We start from the raw sequence: 16,431 nt of genomic DNA on the forward strand, positions 1-16,431 counted from the left end.
TTGCCTACATCGGTAGTAGCCAATAGATCGGATGCACCGGCACTTGTGCCTACTGTAAGCCTATAGCCGGTGGCGTTGCTTACTGCGGTCCAACTTAAATTGGTGCCAATAGCTACTTCGGTCGCATTTGGCTGTGGCGTTGTTAGAACAGTACAGTCCGGTATCGTAGCTATGGTTTCGGTTGTAAAGGAGTGTTCGGTACAGCCCACGGCTTCGCCAACCGAATTGTACGGAACAACCAATACATAAATCGTGGTGGCTTCCGGTAAATCTGTAGGTAGGTCATAACTGCTTACATTGCCTACATCGGTAGTAGCCAATAGATCGGATGCACCGGCACTTGTGCCTACTGTAAGCCTATAGCCGGTGGCGTTTCCAGCAGAATTCCAGCTTATATCTGTAGATACCGGAATATCCGTGCCATTGTTTAACAGATCAATAATACTGGTACATTCTGGTGGATCGCTTAGCGTAACCGTTCCTGTCCTAAAACTTTCTTCGGTACAGCTAACGGCGTCGCCCACTTCATTATATGGGATAATGCGCACATAATAAGTACGGTTAGGCAACAACGCATCAGAAAATGTGTAGGACGTCGTATTTAAAACATCCACATTATTGACAATTTCATTACCCCCCGGAGTAATCCCTACAACAACCAAGTATCCGGTAGCATCGGGAACAGGATTCCAATTTAAATTGGTATCTATTGCAACATTGGTGGCACTCGGCACCGGATTTATTAGGTTAGTGCATACCGGAGGTACAGGAATTAATTCAGTTGTAAAACGCTCTGCTGCGCAGGCCAAGGCGTTCCCTTCAGAATTATAAGGAACAATAGTGACAAAAATTTCAGTATCCTCGGGCAAACTGGGCAATGCGGTAAATGTTGTGACATTGCCTACATCTATGGTATCAACGATATCATTCCCTCCTGAGGTTGTACCTACGGTTAATTGATACCCATCGGCATTGGCTATAGGTTGCCACTCTAAATTGGTGGTTACGGACACCGACGTAGCATTGTGCAAAGGCAGAGTTAGATTGGTACAATCTGGAGCAGCAGCAGGATTGGAAGATATACTAAAACTTTCTTCGGAACACGGACCAATAGCATCACCCGTATCATTGAATGGAATAAGGGTTACATAAACGATTTCACCACCGGAAAAATTGCTGGCAAATTCAAATGAGGTAGCGGTTACCGTTTCGTTAGCGACAATATCGTTACCGCCGGGAGTAGTACCTACGGTTAAACGATAGCCTTTTGCGTATAATACCGGTTGCCAACTTAAATTGGTATTTACAGGAACATCCGCATCTTCATTACGTGGTGAAACCAATTGAGTACATAACGGAATAGGGCAATCTAGTATATCATCTGAGATCGTCCATCCGAATGAGGTAATCATCGACTGTCGCTCTTCAAGAGCCTCACAATAAAGCAATCCTTGCGCTCCTAAAATAACACCCGGTGTTAACGACTGTTGGGACCAAGCAATGAGGGTGTTGTCATAATTTTCGCGAGTAAGCGCTGTTCGGTCTAGCATATCGCGCATATCGGTAACGCCGGAAATAGTCCAATCTCCTAAATATTGGTTATACCTTATTGCACCCTCGAACATGGAACGCATGGTAACTGCGCCTAAATCCCATCGATCTAAAGACTGATTAAAAGATATGGCTTCTCTAAACATATTATTCATGGTCTGAACATTCTGAACACGCCAACTATTTGTGCTTTGATCAAAACTGGCTGCTCTAAAAAACATATTTTCCATGGTAGTTACCTGTCGCACATTCCAACTATCTAAAGTACCGTTAAAGGCGCTAGCTCCTTCAAACATACCGCGCATGGTGGTTACCGATGCCACATTCCAAGAAATCATGTTTTGATTATAGCTTACTGCATCCTTAAACATTTCTTGCATTGTGGTTACAAAAGCGACATCCCAAGTATCAATAGGTTGGTTAAAGTTGGTTGCTCCACGAAACATTTCTCGCATGGTTAACACCTCGCTGGTCCTCCAATTGTTTAATGGCGTATTAAATTGTGTAGCCTCTTTAAACATCTCCTCCATTTGAGTAACAACACCCACATTCCAAGTATTTATATTTTGGTTGAATTGACTTGCCCTTTCAAACATGGAGCGCATTAATGTAACAGAAGAAACATCCCAATTTCCGAGGGGTTGATCAAAGACAATAGCATCTTCAAACATCGAGGTCATGTTTGCTACCGCACTCACAGTCCAAGTATTCATGGGTTGGTTAAAATTGGATGCCGATTGAAACATCCGAGACATATTTACCACAGAATCTACATTCCAATTAGCTAAGGGTTGATTAAAAGCTGTGGCGTTTTGAAACATGCTTTCCATGGTAATGACATTGGTAACATTCCAAGGGTTAATGTTTTGATTAAATGCTGTGGCGTTTTGAAACATAAGTGCCATCGTAGTAACCGAAATGACATTCCACTGATCTAAGGGTTGATTAAACACTGAGGCCTGATTAAACATTGAAGCCATATTGGTTACCCGACCCACATTCCAGCTATTCAGCGGTGAATTAAAGGTAATGGCGCGCCTAAACATGGCAGACATATTGGTAACATTTGAAACATTCCAACTGTCTATATTTTGGTTAAAGACTGGGGCATCATCAAACATATTAGCCATGTTGGTTACAGCTCCCACATCCCAATTGCCTAAGGGCTGGTTAAACACGTCTGTTCCTTCAAACATTTGACGCATATCAGTAACCGCTGAAACATCCCAATTGTTTAGTGGCGAATTAAACGCTTTGGCATCTTCAAACATTCTGGACATTGAGGTTACATTGCCCGTGTTCCAAGAATTGAGGTTCTGATTAAAATCATTTGTTCTAAAAAACATCAGGCTCATATTGGTTACATTGCTTACATCCCAATTATCTAATGGTTGATTAAAAATACTGGCGACTCCAAAAGTGCCCGTCATATTGGTAACATTACTTACGTCCCAATTATTAATATTTCCGTTAAACCGTCTACATACAATAAACATGCGACTCATGTCTGTAACATTGGTTAGATTGGGTATATCAGTTGCATTATACTCCATATTCGCACATCCGGCAAAAGCACCCTGCATGCTTTGCCAATCTTGTGTACCCCATTGGTCTATGGTAAGTAATTTAATAGCGTCACTGTTAAACTCTTCATGCCTTGGTGCCGGAAAAGTACCAATGATGCTAATGGTGTAAATTCCAGGTGTAAAATAGGTATGCGTAATGTCTCCGGTTACGTTATTATCAAATTGGTCATCGCCCCAATCTATAGAAAAATTATACGCCAAGCCCGCCGTGGTTTGGATTTTTAATTGGTTTATAGGTGTGGTTTGCCCGGGGGTTAGAATTCGCGTGTCATAGGTCACCTTATAAGCCGCTGGGCTATTTACCCAAGACGGCACCACGGTAAAGCTTTCTTCCGTACATCCTACCGCTGGACCGTCGGTGTCATTATAAGGTACTACCGTAACAAAAACCTCATCGCCCGGCACTAGTAGATCATCTCCTGCCGGAGTTTCCAGATTAAGACCTATAGTGTTACCCACATCGTAATTGGTAAAAGGGATAGATTCTATACCGCCCCTAATAATACGTACCGTAACCCTATAGCCTGTTGCACCCGGGGTTGCCGCCCATGTTAAATTAGCACTGGCTGGCACATTGGTATCGCCATTTACAGGAGATACAAGGTTGGTACATAACACAAATGAGCAGTTAATAATATCGCCGGTAATCGTCCAATTGTGGTTATCTATAAGTGCTTGCCGAGCGTCACGACCATCGCAGTAGTTAAGGTTAAGTGCCCCTAAAGCCACATTATCTCGTACCGCTTGTGCTGCCCATCCTATTAATGTATTGTCATAATTTTCCTGTGAAAGACCCGAACCGGACAACATACTGGTCATATTGGTCACATTGGCCACGTTCCATGATGCTAGGCTTTGATTAAAGCTGTTTGACAGTTGAAACATATTGGTCATATTCGTTACTGCCGCCGTATCCCAATTTGTAAGACTCTGATTGAAAAGAGGTGTGCCATTAAACATATTGCTCATGTTGGTTACGTTCCCTACATTCCAATTGTTTAACGGTTGGTTAAACATTAAAGCCCTAAAAAACATGGCACTCATATTGGCCACATTACCTACATCCCATGCATCCAAAGGTTGATTAAATACGAATGCACTTTGGAACATTCCCGCCATATCGGTTACGCTACTTACGTCCCAAGCACTAATATTTTGATTAAAGCTGTCGGTTTCCCTAAACATGCCTTCCATAGTGGTAACATTACTCACATCCCACATACTGATGTCTTGATTAAAAGCTGAATTGTCGCGGAACATAAAACTCATGTTCGTAACCTTACTCACATCCCAATTATTAAGTGGTTGGTTGTAGATACTGCCCCAAATCCAGCCATCGAACATGCTTTCCATGGTGGTTACATTGCTTACGTTCCAATTATTCAACGGGTGGTTAAAGGTGCGGTGACGCTGGAACATGAAGGCCATATTGGTCACTTGAGACACGTCCCAAACCTCTATGGGTTGGTTGAATTGTGATTGGCCAAACATGCCTTCCATGTTGGTTACACTGCTTACGTTCCAATTGGCAATGGGCTGATTAAACGTTGTATTATTGAACATGTAAGACATATTGGTTACGTTACTCACATTCCACAGCTGTAAAGGCTGGTTAAAACGGTTCGCACTGCGAAATGTGCCCGACATATTTGTGACCTGACTTACATCCCAATTATTTATATTTTGATTAAACGCACTGGCTCTGGAAAACATATTCTCCATAGTTTGTACAGATGCCGTGTTCCAGTTGTCCAGAGGCTCATTAAATTGATTGGCTCCTTCGAACACGCTGGACATATCTGTTACATTAATAGTATTCCAATTCTCCAAGGGACGATTAAACACCATGGCATCAGAGAATATGCCTGAAATGTCTGTAACTGTGCTAATATTCCAATTATTGACAATGCCATTGAACGAAGAACATCGCCGAAACATATTACGTAAAGAAGTGACTTGAGACAGATCGGGAGAATCAATGGCGTCAAAATTTAAATTTTCGCACCCATAAAAAGCGTCTTCCATACTTTGCCATTGGATGTTACCCCAACTTAAAATTTCAATAATCTTGCGCCTATCGCCCGCATTGTTGAAATAAATTGCGGGGAATACTCCTGAAATACGGACCGTATACATACCAGGGGCAGTATAGGTATGCGTGCTGCTTCCTGTCAAATTCGTGTCTGTCGTTCCATCACCCCAATCCACCGTATAATTATAAGTAGTAAAAGCTGGATTGGTAGGAATTGTAATTTCGTTCGCAGCAGATGTCCCAAGTTGCGCTGTGTCCCAGATGGTCGTAAATTCATTTTGTGCCGTTGCAATTAAGGTAAAAAGCAGAAGCCAAGGGACAAGTATTTTTTTTAACATCATTCTATTATTTTTAGAAATACGGATATTAGTTACACTTTATAATAACGGACCGTGTTATTGGTAAAACAACCTTAAAGTGCGTTCATAAGAAGGTTGGCTACTGCTTTTTCAAAATCGAGTTCAGTTAAACCCGGAGCCAACTTATCATCATACATCAAACGAATAATAGCTTCCTCTATAGCCAAAAAATCATTGGTCAGTTGAATTTGAGAACATAAAAAGCTGTTTTCGGTTTCGCACTTGTTTGAATGTCCAAAACCGAGAGAATGACCCAGTTCGTGCTTTAGCAAGACTTCAGCAGGATTAGAAATCCAAATGCGCGTACCCACCAACACAGAATTTTGAGAAGGGGTTATAGCAAATCCATCAAAATTGCCATCCTTTACTTGTTCAAACATATCGGGCCATACGCCTTCCAGGTCCGCTTTACTTCCAAAAAACAGTCGGGCATTGGCTGCCGACACCTCTTGCACTAACGAAATATTAAAATCACCATTACTCATAATTTCGTTATACTGTGCCAAAACGCCCTCTACTGTTGCTGTGAACTCTGCGGAAATACTTCCTTCCAAATACAGTGTCATTGGGCTCTCCCATTTTTGGTTACGTGTTACGGGGATGTTGTTATCTCCTTTCCAAAATGCAAGAAACTGAAAGTAGCTAAGTAGTGCATTTTGCTCCTCATTTAAAAGTATTCTTTCGTCCAAATCTTCAACATGCAAGGTAAAATCCTGCTCCACGATCGTTTCTCCATCAAACACGGCAACCGTAAACGCTATACTTTGTGTAGTCTCAAAATCAAGTTTCAAATTGGCACCAACGGTTAATTCTCCGGTCTGTTCATTAATAATTAGATCTTCTTCTGACGTTACAGAAAAGGTAATTTCGTCATTATCGGCATCGGATGCGTCTATACTGCCTATGGCCGCACCGGGCGGCAAGTGTTCTGCAACGCTTATTGTTTTGACCGTAATTACGGGTGCACTATTTGTTACATTTTCAAAATCTGGAGTAGTATTGTCGGCATCTGTAGAACAACTTAAAATCAAAAAACTTAAGATCGTTAGAACACTTTTTTTCATAGAATGATGGTTATTTAGATTAAAGGCGCAAAATATGCGATGAACTACAAGACCCAAAAACTTTGTTGCAAAACACTTGAATTGCAGGGTTAGTGAAGCTATTGTTGTGGTTCATCTACCAAAATTTTAACAAAAAACGGAAACACGTAAACCCAGTTTAAGCAACACATATCGTACGTAAAATAGTGGATATGCACATTAACCTAAATGAGCATGCCTAGCTTCTAAAACCCTAATACATTAGGTGATTTCTACTTTGGTGCTGCCAGCAATAACCCACAACACATAAAGTTCCAATTTCATCGTAGCGTAGCCTCCTCAGCATTTAAAACCGTGGAACGTTCTTAATTATCTTTTAAATCTCCTAAATTTGCAGGAGGCGTTTTTTTAAAACTGACATGAGTATATCCGAAGCTACCCGAATTAATAAATATTTAAGCGAAGTTGGATTTTGTTCTCGTAGAGAGGCCGATAAACTTATTGATTTGGGAAGGGTAACCATTAATGGAAAAATACCCGAAATGGGTACTAAAGTACGCCCGGAAGACGAGGTTTGTGTTGATGGAAAACACATTACACCACCCAAAGAAGAATTTGTGTACTTAGCGTTTAATAAACCCGTGGGCATTGTCTGCACCACAGATACGGGAGTAGAGAAAGACAATATAATAGACTTCATTAACTACCCAAAACGCATTTTCCCTATTGGTCGTTTAGATAAACCTAGTGAAGGCCTTATATTTTTAACCAATGATGGCGATATTGTCAATAAAATTTTAAGAGCTCGCAATCATCACGAAAAGGAATATGTGGTAAAGGTGCACAAACCCATCACCAAAACCTTTATTGAGAAAATGAGCAATGGTGTCCCTATTTTGGATACGATAACGCGAAAATGTGAAGTAACCCAAATTGACAGAACCCAATTTCGTATTGTGTTAACCCAAGGATTGAACCGACAAATCCGAAGAATGTGCGAGTTTTTAGGATATCGGGTAGTGCAATTAAAACGGATTCGGATAATGAATGTATCTTTGGATATTCCCGTGGGCCAATGGCGACATTTAACCCCATCCGAATTTGCAGAAATCAATCGTTTGGTGTCGGCATCCTCCAAAACTCATTAAGTAGTACTGCATAGCGCATTATTATGTGCTATAACGCCAAAAGCAGATCCATACTATTTGGTTGGCAAACCATAAAAACAGTAACAAATTTATATGTTCACTTGTAGTTTCGAAAAAACATGAAAGAAATTGAAAATATAGAGCTTACCTATTTAAATGTAAGTGATTATGAAGAGTTAAAAAAAGCCATGATTTCGGCCTACACGTCCATGCCTGATGCCTATTGGCGTGAAAATCAAATACAAACCCTTATTCATCGCTTTCCGGAGGGTCAGGTGGTCATAAAAGTAAATAACCAAATTGCCGGTTGTGCCCTATCCCTTATTCTAGATTATGAACAGTTCGATGATTTGCACACATATAAAGAAATTACGGGCAATTATACCTTTAATACGCATCAACCGGACGGCAATGTCTTGTATGGTATTGATGTTTTCATAAAACCGGAATTTAGAGGATTGCGTTTAGGAAGGCGGTTGTACGATTACCGAAAGGAGTTGGTAGAACGGCTAAACCTAAAAGGTGTCGTCTTTGGTGGGCGCATGCCCAATTATCACAAATATGCCGCCGGTCTTTCGCCAAAAGCCTATATAGAAAAAGTAAAACGTAAGGAAATAGATGATCCAGTGCTCAATTTTCAGATTTCAAATGATTTCCATCCCACGAAAATATTAAAAAACTATTTGGATGGCGATACGGACTCCAATGAGTATGCGGTGCTCATGGAATGGGACAACATCTACTACGAAAAAAAGAACAAAAAGGCGAATACCGTTAAAAAAGTAGTGCGCTTGGGATTAATTCAATGGCAAATGCGTTCCTACAAAAATTTGGACGAGCTAATGCAACAGGCGGAGTATTTTGTAGATGCCGTGTCGGGGTACCGTTCTGATTTTGCCCTATTTCCGGAATTTTTTAATGCCCCACTTATGGCAGAAAATAATCATCTATCCGAGCCGGAAGCGATTCGGGAATTGGCAAAACATACGCCATCTATTGTTCAGAAATTTTCGGAACTGGCCATTTCGTATAACATCAATATTATTACGGGAAGTATGCCCGAAATAAAAGAGGGCACCTTATACAATGTAGGGTATCTCTGCAAACGAGACGGCACTAAGGAACGTTACGAAAAACTACATGTTACTCCAGATGAAGCCAAAGTATGGGGTATGCAAGGGGGCACTGAATTTAGAGCCTTTGATACGGATTGCGGAAAAATTGGCATTCTTATATGTTATGATTCCGAATTTCCGGAACTGAGCAGACTCTTGGCCGACGAAGGCATGGATATCCTTTTTGTGCCTTTTTTGACCGATACACAAAATGGGTACTCCCGTGTCCGCAACTGCGCCAGAGCCCGTGCTATAGAAAACGAATGCTATGTAGCCATTGCAGGCAGTGTAGGTAATTTGCCCAAAGTACATAATATGGATATCCAATTTGCCCAATCTATGGTGTTTACACCCTGCGATTTTGCATTTCCGGCCAGTGGTATTAAAGCAGAAGCTACCCCCAATACCGAAATGATTTTGATTGCCGATGTGGATATTGACTTGTTACGACAATTAAATCAGTTTGGAAGTGTACGTAATTTAAGAGATCGGAGAAAGGATCTTTTTGAGTTGCATAAAAAGTCGCCAGGAAGCATAAACTAAGGTGGCCAAGGCAACTTCAATTTTGTGTATCTTTACGAAAATCGATTTTATAAAAAATAGGATAATGCGTATTCTTTTTTGTTTGTCCGTACTTTTTTTCTGTGTTTCTGGGGTAAAGGCTCAGGAAGAAAATCTACTTTATTTATGGCCAAATGAAGTTCCGGGGGAAACAGCACCCAAAAAAGAACATCTGGAAAAACGAGATTCTTTAGCTCATATAGTGCGCATCACGGAGGTAACCAATCCTACTCTAAAGATTTATAAACCGTTATCAGCTAAAAAAAATGGCAAAGCTATCATCATTTGCCCGGGTGGTGGATACCACATACTGGCTGCTGATTTAGAAGGCTATGAAGTGGCCGAATGGCTTACTGCATTGGGGTACACCGCTTTTGTATTGCATTACCGCGTACCTCAAAAAAGAGAAGGTGCCTTATATGATGTGCAACGTGCCATACGAATAGTGCGACACAAGGCCTTGGAATGGGATCTGGATCCGAGTGCGATTGGGGTAATGGGGTTTTCCGCCGGAGGCAGCCTCAGTGCCAGAGCAAGCACGCAATTCAACATCGATAGGTATCCCAAAGTCGATGCTGCAGATAAAGTTTCTAGTAGACCCAATTTTTCCCTTTTAATTTATCCGGCCTACTTAGACCAAGGAGAAAATAGGGCATTGACCCCCGAATTGACCATTACAGAAAATACCCCGCCCATGTTCCTTTTTGCAACAGCCGATGACCCACATGCCAACAGTGCCTTGGTTATGGCTATGGCCTTACGCGATGCTAAAATTCCCGTAGGACTTCACATACTGCCGGAAGGCGGGCATGGCTACGGATTACGAAAAGGAAAAACAGCAGCTGAAACATGGCCCTTATTGGCAGAGACATGGCTTACTAGCCTTTTTAATGAGTAATCCTTTCGCGTTAAAAACTTTAGGCAAAGAGGTATAAATTATACTGATTTTAACATACTATGTCGTTACTAATCACTAATTTAGAGAAACTATTAGTGTAATAGTCATTCAATTAACACGTATACATCATGATACCTATAACTAAATCAATTTCAAAAAAATCCCTGTTGATGGCACTAAGCGCATTGGTGTTGTTCGGGGTAGTCGGCACTCACAGCGCATCTGCCTATTTTCAGGAAGATCAGGAGCAACAGGGCTTTAACCAATTTCGGGGAGAGGTTATTGACAAAGAAAATAAGACATCACTGGTCTTTGCGACACTGTCATTAGAAGAAACCAACATCAGTACCGTAACGAATACAGAGGGTCAATTTCTATTAAAAATACCGCAAAACATCACAAACGGAAATATTGTTGTTTCCTTTTTAGGGTATAAATCTGCCGTGGTTGCCTTGTCTGACTTAAAACCGGAACGCAATAAAATTGCGTTAGAAGTGTCTGTAACGGAACTTCCGGAAGTGAGTTTGGAAATTCCTAAAGACGCCGCTAACTTGGTGTTGGAAACCCTTAAACGAAAAGGAGAAAACTATTTCTCAGATCCTACGTTGATGACCGCATTTTACAGAGAGACCATTAAAAAACGACGTAAAAATGTGTCGCTTTCCGAGGCTGTAGTTAATATTTACAAAACACCTTATAACTCTGAGCGAAAAGATGTCATGCAATTGTACAAATCGCGAAAAAGTACGGATTACAGTAAAATGGATACGCTTGCTTTAAAATTGCAAGGTGGCCCGTTTAATACGCTTTTTGTAGATGTTATGAAGTATCCGGAGTATATTTTCAGTTCGGAAACGATCAATGATTATTTATTTAGTTATGATTACAGCACTAGAGTAAACGACCGTCTTATTTATGTCATCAACTTTGTACAAAGACCCGAACTTATTGAACCCATGTATAAAGGCAAATTGTATATTGATGTAGAAAATAAAATTCTTACCAGTGCCATTTACTCCTTAAACATTACGGATAGTGAGCTTGCTGCAAAAATGTTTGTGCGTAAAAAACCAGCCAATGTAAAAGTGTGGCCTACCGATGTAGCCTATCGCGTAGATTACAGAGAAAAAGACGGAAAATGGTATTACGGATACAGTAATGTATTGTTAGAATTTAAAGTAAATTGGGCGAATCGCTTGTTTAACTCAGTTTATAGTTTAACTAGTGAAATGGCGGTCACCGATTGGGAAAAAAACCTTGGCGACGCACCTTTAAGAAACAGGGAAAGACTAAAATCATCTATAATATTAAGTGACGAAGCCATTGGCTTTGCAGATCCTGATTTTTGGGGAGAATACAATATTATTGAGCCTGAAAAATCGATAGAATCTGCCATAAAAAAGATTCAGCGCCAGCTTCAACGATCTAAAAATAACAGCGGACAGGCTTCGCTCCATTAATGTACAAGGTAGAAATAATAAAAAAAAAATCAGATTTTTTAGAATCCGATTTTTTTTATTATAACACAAGGCATCATCAATTCGCCACTTCGCTCATAAATTTAAGGCGGTATAACCGCAATTCCTCATCCTCATATTCCCCGTCAAATTCTTTTAGAGCATCTTCCAAATTATCTGTTTTTGCCTCCAAAAAATAGTCATGAATTTCCTCTTGCTGGTCTTCATCCAGTATTTCATCTATCCAATACCCTAAATTAAGCCTAGTGCCACTAAATACAATTTGCTCCATCTCTTTAATAAGTTCCGGGAGTTCTAATCCTTTTGACGCAGCAATATCATCTAAAGGTAGTTTTCTGTCTATGTTTTGAATAATATATAATTTTAATGCCGAATTGGCACCTGTACTCTTCACGATGAGGTCGTCTGGTCTAAAAACATCATTTTCTTCCACATACTTTTTTATGAGTGAAACAAATGGCATTCCGTATTTTTTAGCTTTGCCATCGCCCACCCCGTGTATATTGACCAATTCATCTAACGTAATGGGGTACTTTAAAGCCATATCTTCCAATGAAGGATCTTGAAACACCACATAAGGCGGCACGCCCCATTTTTTGGCTTCTGCCCTACGTAACTCTTTTAACATATGTAAAAGCACCTCGTCTGCAACGCCTCCTGCCGTTTTAGCCGCACTTACAATAGCATCATCTGCTTCCTTATTATAAACATGGTCCTGGGTCATCATAAAAGAGGTGGGGTTCTTAAGAAAATCCTTTCCCTTTTCGGTTAGGTGAAGCACGCCATACTGTTCTATTTCCTTTTTAAGTAAACCGGCTACCAAAACCTGGCGTACCAAGGCCATCCAATAGGATTTATCCTTATGAGCACCGATTCCAAAAAAGGATTTAGTGTCTGCCTTGTGCGATGAAATAATGGCATTAACCTTCCCCGACAATATTTTCACAATCTCCTTCGACTTAAATTTTTCGTTGGTATCCCGCACTACACCAATAAGTTTCACCACTTCCTCTTGGGCTTCTTGTTTTTCTTTGGGGTTTCGGGTGTTGTCATCCATATCAGCGCCTTCACCGTTAATCTCATCAAATTCTTCTCCAAAATAATGGAGGATAAACTTTCGACGCGATATTGAGGTTTCGGCATAGGCTACAATTTCCTGCAACAGTGCATTTCCAATTTCTTGTTCTGCGACCGGCTTACCGGCCATGAATTTTTCTAACTTTTCTATATCTTTATAGGAGTAGAATGCCAAACAATGCCCTTCGCCACCATCTCTTCCCGCCCGCCCGGTTTCCTGATAATAACTTTCGATACTTTTTGGCATATCGTGATGAATCACAAAACGAACATCGGGTTTATCAATTCCCATACCGAAGGCAATAGTAGCGACCACAACATTTACATCTTCCATAAGAAACATGTCTTGATATTTGGATCGGGTCTTGCCGTCAAAACCAGCATGGTAGGGTACGGCACTAACACCATTTACCTGCAAAACCTGAGCCAGCTCTTCTACGCGTTTGCGGCTAAGGCAATAAATAATGCCAGATTTTCCGGAATTTTGTTTTACAAAACGAATAATATCCCCATCCACGTTTTGCGTTTTAGGCCGTACTTCATAGAAGAGATTTGGCCTGTTAAAAGAAGCCTTAAATAATTTAGCATCGGTAATAGCAAGGTTTTTAATAATATCTTCTTGCACTTTGGGGGTGGCCGTTGCGGTAAGTCCAATAATGGGAATATTGTCTCCCAATCTACTAATAATAGAACGCAGGTTGCGGTATTCCGGCCTAAAGTCATGACCCCATTCCGAAATACAGTGTGCCTCATCAATGGCTACAAAGGAGACCTTTACCGACTTTAAAAAATCGACATAATCTTCCTTGGTCAAGGATTCTGGGGCTACATACAATAGTTTAGTAATACCCGCACATATATCTTTTTTAACATCTTTAATCTCGGTTTTGGTCAATGAAGAATTTAAAACATGTGCCACACCATTTTGTGAAGACACGCTGCGAATGGCATCTACCTGATTCTTCATGAGTGCAATAAGCGGAGATACCACAATGGCTGTTCCCTCTGCCATAAGTGCCGGTAATTGGTAGCACAGTGATTTTCCGCCACCCGTAGGCATAATCACAAATGTATTTCTACCTTGAACTATATGCTTTATAACTTCTTCCTGAAGTCCTTTAAATTTGGAAAACCCAAAATACTTTTTTAAAGGCGCATGTAAATCAATTTCATTCAATTCCATATCATACTTTACTATTTATATACCAATATTTGTTCCAACAAAATAAAAACATTACCTAAGGTCCTTTAAGATAGGGATTCTAGTGATAAAAAACACAAGGGGAAAGTGATTAATTTTGTACGAATTTAAAATATCTTATAAAGTTAAGTTTGTGTAATTTTGTAAACTTAAATATAATACATTCTTTTAGTAATTCAATCACTTAATTTTAATAATACGTTGAACGATTCCAAAGCTATACTATCTATAGCACAAAAAGCCATAGAGACCGAAAGTGAGGCCATTCACAACCTAGTTTCGTTATTAAATGAAGACTTTTGCAATACGGTTCGTTGTATCATTGAGTCTAAAGGCAGAGTCGTAATTTCAGGCGTTGGAAAAAGTGCCATCATTGCCTCTAAAATTGTGGCTACCTTAAATTCGACAGGTACACCGGCTCAATTTATGCATGCAGCAGATGCCATACATGGAGATTTGGGTACCATACAGGACAATGATGTGGTTATTTTGCTCTCTAAAAGTGGCAATACCGCCGAAATTAAAATGCTGGTACCGCTTATCCGCCGAGGCAAGAACAAATTAATAGGAATGACGGGCAATTTAGATTCCTTTTTAGCCAAGAGTGTAGATTATGTGTTAAACACCTATGTAGCCAAGGAGGCCTGCCCCAACAATTTAGCACCAACAACAAGCACTACCGCTCAAATGGTGATGGGCGATGCCTTAGCCATTTCGTTGTTAGAATTAAAAGGGTTTAGCAGTAAAGATTTTGCGAAATACCATCCCGGCGGCTCTTTGGGCAAAAGGCTCTATTTAAGAGTAGAAGACATTGTACACACCAATCTAAAACCTCAGGTAGATGTGGATGCAGATGTAAAAAAGGTGATTGTAGAAATTTCGGAAAAAATGTTAGGTGTTACCGCCGTTATTCACCAAAATAAAATAGTAGGCATTATAACCGACGGAGACATCCGAAGAATGCTCAACAACTATGATAGCATCAACACCCTACGAGCCAAGGATATTATGACTGCCAACCCAAAAATAATAGAGGGTGCTGTTCTTGCGGTAAAGGCGCTAGACCTAATGCAAGAAAAAGGGATCTCCCAATTATTAGCGGTAGATGGCGATCGCTATATTGGTGTGGTACATTTACACAACTTAATTAATGAAGGAATAGTATAATGGCAAAGAGAACAACCAAGAGTCCTAATGAGATGTCTTTTTTAGATCATTTAGAAGAATTGCGATGGCATTTAATCCGTTCGGTAATGGCTGTGGTCATTATTGGGGTCGTAGCTTTTGTCATGAAAGATTTTGTTTTTGATACGGTTATATTTGGACCAAAAAAACCCGATTTTCCTACCTATGACATTTTTTGTAAACTTTCTAAATTATTAGGATTTAGCGAGGCTTTTTGCAACAACGAACCGCTTTTTAGGGTGCAAAGTCGAGAGATGGCCGGACAATTTTCTGCGCATATATGGACATCGATCTGGGCCGGATTTATACTCGGTTTCCCCTATATTTTATACGAAATGTGGAGATTTATTGGGCCGGGACTCTATGACAACGAACGCAAGAATGCCCGAGGCTTTATCTTTATTGCCTCCATGTTGTTTTTCTCTGGTGTTTTGTTTGGATACTATATTGTAGCGCCCTTATCGATTAACTTTTTAGGAGGATATACCGTAAGTAAAGAGGTTTTTAACGATATTGATTTGGCATCCTATATTTCCACAGTTCGGGCCGCCGTCATCGCTTGTGGCCTTATTTTTGAATTGCCAATAATTATTTACTTTCTCACTAAAGTGGGTCTGGTAACCCCAGAAGTATTGCGAAAATACCGTAAAATAGCACTCGTTATAGTGCTTATTGTTTCTGCGGTAATAACGCCTCCCGATGTAGCAAGCCAAATTGTGGTAGCTATTCCCGTACTTATATTGTATCAAGTAAGTATCTTTATATCTGGGCGCGTGATAAAAAATGAAGCCAAAAGAGAAGCTAAAAGAAAAAGAAATGCCAAATCCCGTTGAAGAATTTAATGCGTATCGTTCTAAAATGAACGAAAAATTGTTGGCCGATAATACTAAAATCATCAAACGCATTTTTAATCTAGATACGAATGCCTATGCGGCAGGCGCTTTAGATGTAAAAACCAAAGAACTATTGGGTTTGGTGGCTTCCGCCGTGCTACGATGCGATGATTGCATTAAATATCATTTAGAAAGTGCGTACAACAAAGGAGCATCAAAAGCAGAGGTAATGGAAACACTGGGAATTGCTACCTTGGTGGGTGGCACCATTGTGGTTCCGCATTTACGCAGAGCCTATGAATATTGGGAAGCCCTGGAGGCACAACGTTAAATTTTCCAAAAACTAAGCAATGGCCTTACTTTT

Annotated in this window: 10 protein-coding genes; 7 read left to right on the forward strand and 3 right to left on the reverse strand. The window is 40.3% G+C overall.

Going from position 1 to position 16,431, the window contains the following annotated elements:
* Together U1E44_RS02735 and U1E44_RS02740 are read right to left on the reverse strand one after the other, a co-directional pair.
* Window positions 1–5,510: BspA family leucine-rich repeat surface protein (locus U1E44_RS02735; protein ID WP_322929461.1), on the reverse strand; the 5,510-nt coding region annotated here is incomplete at its 3' end.
* 71 nt (window positions 5,511–5,581) lie between these two features.
* Window positions 5,582–6,592 (reverse strand): cadherin domain-containing protein, encoded by a 1,011-nt coding sequence (locus tag U1E44_RS02740; protein ID WP_322929463.1) that lies wholly within the window; start codon window positions 6,590–6,592, stop codon window positions 5,582–5,584.
* A gap of 398 nt (window positions 6,593–6,990) precedes the next feature.
* On the opposite strand from U1E44_RS02740, the gene rluF reads away from it, so the two are divergent.
* The 4 genes from rluF (at window position 6,991) to U1E44_RS02760 (ending at window position 11,753) form a co-directional block, all read left to right on the forward strand.
* Window positions 6,991–7,719 carry a 23S rRNA pseudouridine(2604) synthase RluF gene (gene rluF / locus U1E44_RS02745; protein ID WP_322929464.1) on the forward strand — a complete coding sequence of 243 codons (729 nt, stop codon included), beginning with the start codon at window positions 6,991–6,993 and terminating at the stop codon, window positions 7,717–7,719.
* 119 nt (window positions 7,720–7,838) lie between these two features.
* Window positions 7,839–9,377: a bifunctional GNAT family N-acetyltransferase/carbon-nitrogen hydrolase family protein gene (locus tag U1E44_RS02750; protein ID WP_322929466.1), complete on the forward strand. Its 1,539-nt coding sequence runs from the start codon at window positions 7,839–7,841 to the stop codon at window positions 9,375–9,377.
* 64 nt (window positions 9,378–9,441) lie between these two features.
* A complete protein-coding gene (locus U1E44_RS02755; RefSeq protein ID WP_322929468.1) occupies window positions 9,442–10,293 on the forward strand; it encodes an alpha/beta hydrolase in 852 nt (283 codons plus the stop codon).
* A 128-nt stretch (window positions 10,294–10,421) separates the two neighbouring features.
* Complete coding sequence (locus tag U1E44_RS02760; RefSeq protein WP_322929469.1) at window positions 10,422–11,753, forward strand: carboxypeptidase-like regulatory domain-containing protein; 1,332 nt, start codon at window positions 10,422–10,424, stop codon at window positions 11,751–11,753.
* Window positions 11,754–11,829: 76 nt separating this feature from the next.
* On the opposite strand, the gene recQ is transcribed toward U1E44_RS02760, so the two are convergent.
* Window positions 11,830–14,031: a DNA helicase RecQ gene (gene recQ / locus U1E44_RS02765; protein WP_322929470.1), complete on the reverse strand. Its 2,202-nt coding sequence runs from the start codon at window positions 14,029–14,031 to the stop codon at window positions 11,830–11,832.
* A gap of 219 nt (window positions 14,032–14,250) precedes the next feature.
* On the opposite strand from recQ, the gene U1E44_RS02770 reads away from it, so the two are divergent.
* Genes U1E44_RS02770 through U1E44_RS02780 form a run of 3 tightly spaced genes read left to right on the forward strand, consistent with a single transcriptional unit; the run spans window position 14,251 to window position 16,398 of the window.
* Entirely contained in the window at window positions 14,251–15,216 is a 966-nt protein-coding gene (locus U1E44_RS02770; RefSeq protein ID WP_322929472.1) for a KpsF/GutQ family sugar-phosphate isomerase, read from the forward strand.
* On the forward strand, window positions 15,216–16,067 hold the full coding sequence (gene tatC / locus U1E44_RS02775) for a twin-arginine translocase subunit TatC (protein WP_322929473.1): 852 nt from the start codon (window positions 15,216–15,218) through the stop codon (window positions 16,065–16,067). Before U1E44_RS02770 ends, tatC begins: the two co-directional genes overlap by 1 nt.
* On the forward strand, window positions 16,051–16,398 hold the full coding sequence (locus U1E44_RS02780) for a carboxymuconolactone decarboxylase family protein (protein WP_322929475.1): 348 nt from the start codon (window positions 16,051–16,053) through the stop codon (window positions 16,396–16,398). Before tatC ends, U1E44_RS02780 begins: the two co-directional genes overlap by 17 nt.
* The last annotated feature ends 33 nt before the right edge of the window (window positions 16,399–16,431 follow it).

The sequence above is a fragment of the Aurantibrevibacter litoralis genome (assembly GCF_034651555.1).
GTDB lineage: Bacteria > Bacteroidota > Bacteroidia > Flavobacteriales > Flavobacteriaceae > Aurantibrevibacter > Aurantibrevibacter litoralis.

What these genes read in the sequence shown, in the direction of transcription:
- U1E44_RS02740 (WP_322929463.1), bottom strand. Translation starts at nt 6,592, where the DNA reads ATGAAAAAAAGTGTTCTAACGATCTTAAGTTTTTTGATTTTAAGTTGT.
- U1E44_RS02760 (WP_322929469.1), top strand. Translation starts at nt 10,422, where the DNA reads ATGATACCTATAACTAAATCAATTTCAAAAAAATCCCTGTTGATGGCA.
- U1E44_RS02755 (WP_322929468.1), top strand. Translation starts at nt 9,442, where the DNA reads ATGCGTATTCTTTTTTGTTTGTCCGTACTTTTTTTCTGTGTTTCTGGG.
- U1E44_RS02780 (WP_322929475.1), top strand. Translation starts at nt 16,051, where the DNA reads ATGCCAAATCCCGTTGAAGAATTTAATGCGTATCGTTCTAAAATGAAC.
- recQ (WP_322929470.1), bottom strand. Translation starts at nt 14,031, where the DNA reads ATGGAATTGAATGAAATTGATTTACATGCGCCTTTAAAAAAGTATTTT.
- tatC (WP_322929473.1), top strand. Translation starts at nt 15,216, where the DNA reads ATGGCAAAGAGAACAACCAAGAGTCCTAATGAGATGTCTTTTTTAGAT.
- rluF (WP_322929464.1), top strand. Translation starts at nt 6,991, where the DNA reads ATGAGTATATCCGAAGCTACCCGAATTAATAAATATTTAAGCGAAGTT.
- U1E44_RS02750 (WP_322929466.1), top strand. Translation starts at nt 7,839, where the DNA reads ATGAAAGAAATTGAAAATATAGAGCTTACCTATTTAAATGTAAGTGAT.